At 61.8% G+C, this 3,025-nt stretch carries 3 protein-coding genes; 1 reads left to right on the top strand and 2 read right to left on the bottom strand.

The features are described from left to right. Window positions 1-673, top strand: a 673-nt coding sequence (locus tag BKD70_RS23130; protein ID WP_139145816.1) for a CBS domain-containing protein, incomplete at its 5' end; no start/stop codon positions are given. Window positions 674-787: 114 nt separating this feature from the next. Here the strand turns inward: BKD70_RS23130 and BKD70_RS23125 are convergent. Together BKD70_RS23125 and BKD70_RS23120 are read right to left on the bottom strand one after the other, a co-directional pair. Further along, the gene (locus BKD70_RS23125; RefSeq protein ID WP_070415475.1) at window positions 788-2,557 is read right to left on the bottom strand and encodes an acyl-CoA dehydrogenase C-terminal domain-containing protein; all 1,770 of its coding nucleotides are present in this window, start codon (window positions 2,555-2,557) and stop codon (window positions 788-790) included. 90 nt (window positions 2,558-2,647) lie between these two features. Then, window positions 2,648-3,025 (bottom strand): diguanylate cyclase (locus tag BKD70_RS23120; RefSeq protein WP_139145815.1); only part of this gene is annotated, 378 nt, incomplete at its 5' end.

The raw sequence follows: 3,025 nt of genomic DNA, 5'->3' as shown, positions 1-3,025 counted from the left end.
GGAAATGGGCGAGCTGGAAGTAGTGGACTGGGCCAACTCCCGGGAAGACCTGGTGACTCTGGACTTCAACGCCCCGCTCAAGGAAATCCTCGCGCTGTTCCGTCGCCATAAATTCAGCCGTTACCCGGTGTATGACGCGGTGCGCAACGAGTTTGTCGGTTTGCTGCACATCAAGGATTTGCTCCTGGAACTGGCGGCCCTGGACCATATCCCCGAATCGTTCAACCTGGCCGAATTGACCCGCCCACTGGAACGCGTATCGCGGCATATGCCGTTGTCGCAACTGCTGGAGCAGTTCCGCAAAGGCGGCGCGCACTTCGCCCTGGTGGAAGAAGCCGACGGCAAGATCATCGGCTACTTGACCATGGAAGACGTGCTGGAAGTGCTGGTGGGCGATATCCAGGACGAACACCGCAAGGCCGAGCGCGGCATCCTCGCCTACCAGCCCGGCAAACTGCTGGTGCGTGGCGACACGCCGTTGTTCAAGGTGGAACGCCTGTTGGGCGTCGACCTGGACCACATCGAAGCCGAAACCCTGGCCGGCCTGATCTACGACACGCTCAAGCGCGTGCCGGAAGAAGAAGAAGTGCTGGAAGTTGAAGGCTTGCGGATCATCATCAAGAAGATGAAAGGGCCGAAGATCGTGTTGGCCAAGGTGCTGTTGCTGGACTGACTGTAGACCAGTCGCCCTCTGTAGGAGCGAGCTTGCTCGCGAAAAACTCACAGGCGCCGCGTTTATTCAGGAAGCACGCGTTATCGTTGACGTTCTTCGCGAGCAAGCTCGCTCCTACAGGGAGAAAGCGTCAGCTGGGAGACTCATCAGGCATTCGCTCCCTGCCTCTACCGCAGCACGGTGCATGGCCGTACGCGGCAACAAGCGCTTGAAATAAAAGTCGCAGGTCGCAAGCTTCGCCTGGGCAAACCCTTGGTCGTCCTGGCCGTGCGCCGCGATCGCCATACGCAACCACAGGTAGGCGAGGATGATGTAACCGCTGTACATCAGGTAATCCATGGCCGCCGCGCCCACTTCATCAGGGTTTTTCATCGCCGCCGTGCCGACCTTCAAGGTCAGTTCGCCCCATTGCTGGTTCAGTTCATTGAGTTGCGCCACATGGGCCTTGAGTTGCGCATGCTCGGCATTGGCCGCGCAGAACTTATGCACAATTTTGGTAAACCCACGCAGCAACTTGCCCTGGCTGCCCAGCACCTTGCGCCCGAGCAGGTCCAGGGCCTGGATGCCGTTGGTGCCTTCATAGATCGGCGCAATCCGTGCGTCACGGGCCAGTTGCTCCATGCCCCACTCGCGAATATAGCCATGACCACCGAATACCTGCATGCCGTGGTTGGTCACCTCCAGGCCGGTTTCGGTCATGAAGGCTTTACAGATCGGCGTGAGGAAGGCCAACAGGTCCTCGGCTTCCTGGCGTTGGCCAGCGTCGCTGCCAAGGTGCGCGGTATCGAGCAGTTGCGCGGTGAAATAGGTCAACGCGCGGTTGCCCTCGTTGAAAGCCTTCATGGTCAGCAGCATGCGGCGTACATCGGCGTGCACGATGATCGGGTCAGCGGCTTTCTCCGGGGCCTTGGCGCCGGTGAGCGAGCGCATCTGCAAGCGGTCGTTGGCGTACTTGATCGCGCCCTGGAAGCTCGCTTCACCGTTGCACAGGCCCTGCATTCCCGTGCCCAGGCGGGCGTGGTTCATCATGGTGAACATGCAGTTGAGGCCCTTGTTCGCCTCGCCAATCAAATAGCCTTTGGCGCCATCGAAGTTCAACACGCAGGTGGCAGAGGCCTTGATGCCCATCTTGTGTTCGATGGAGCCGCAGTGCACCGCATTGCGCTCGCCGGAGTCGGCATGGAACTTGGGCACGATAAACAACGAGATGCCCTTGGTACCCGCCGGCGCGTCCGGCAGCTTGGCCAGCACCAGGTGGATGATATTGGCGCTCATGTCGTGCTCGCCGGCCGAGATGAAGATCTTGCTGCCGGTGACCGCGTAACTGCCGTCCGCCTGCGGCACGGCGCGGGTCTTGATCAAGCCCAGGTCGGTGCCGCAGTGGGCTTCGGTCAGGCACATGGTGCCGGTCCATTCGCCAGCGGTGAGCTTGCTCAGGTAGGTGGCTTTCTGTTCGTCGGTGCCGTGGGCGTGGATGGCCGACATCGCACCGTGGGTCAGGCCCGGGTACATGCCCCAGGAGGTGTTGCTGGAGCCGATCATCTCGCTCAACACCAGGCCGAGGGAATGGGGCAGGCCCTGGCCACCGTAGGCCGGGTCTGCCGCCACGCCGTGCCAGCCGCCTTCCACATACTGGGCAAAGGCTTGCTTGAAGCCTTTGGGAGTGGTCACCACGCCATTATCGAAATGGCAGCCCTCTTCATCGCCGCTGCGATTGAGCGGCGCGAGTACGTTTTCGCAGAACCTGGCGCCTTCTTCGAGGATCGCACTGACCATGTCCGGGCTGGCATCCGTGGCGCCCAGGGCCGCGTAGTGGCCGTGGAAATCGAATACGGTGTCGATCAGAAAGCGCATGTCGCGCAAGGGAGCTTTGTACTCAGGCATGGCAATGTCTCCGGCAGCAGATAGGGTTAACCTACTGCCGGCCGTGGCCGTGGACAATCACTGTAGCGCTGCTGAATACACCGCCATTACTCAACCGGCAGCGCTCTCCATGCGCACCGCGCCACGGCGGGTTTGCCCGGCGGCGACCACACAATTACGCCCCGCACCCTTGGCGGTGTAAAGCGCCTGGTCGGCGGATTTGAGCACCTCGTCGGGGCTGCGTTGTTCGGCCTGGCGCTCGGCCACACCGATGCTTACCGTCACCGACACGCTGGACGCGCCGCTGCCGGCACGGCGCTGGCGGCCTTGATGATCGTCCTGGGGGCGGTCCGGGTTGCGCAACTTGATGTCGTAGCTGGCGATGATCTCGCGGATCTCCTCCAGGTGCGGCATGCACTCATCCAGGGTCTTGCCGGCAAACACCACGGCAAACTCTTCACCGCCGTAACGATAGGCCCGCCCGCCGCC

The sequence above is a fragment of the Pseudomonas sp. BS-2016 genome (assembly GCF_001806145.1).
Taxonomy (GTDB): Bacteria; Pseudomonadota; Gammaproteobacteria; order Pseudomonadales; family Pseudomonadaceae; genus Aquipseudomonas; species Aquipseudomonas lundensis.
Note: the sequence above shows the minus strand (reverse complement) of the source record. Positions and strands in the feature narration are given on the sequence as shown.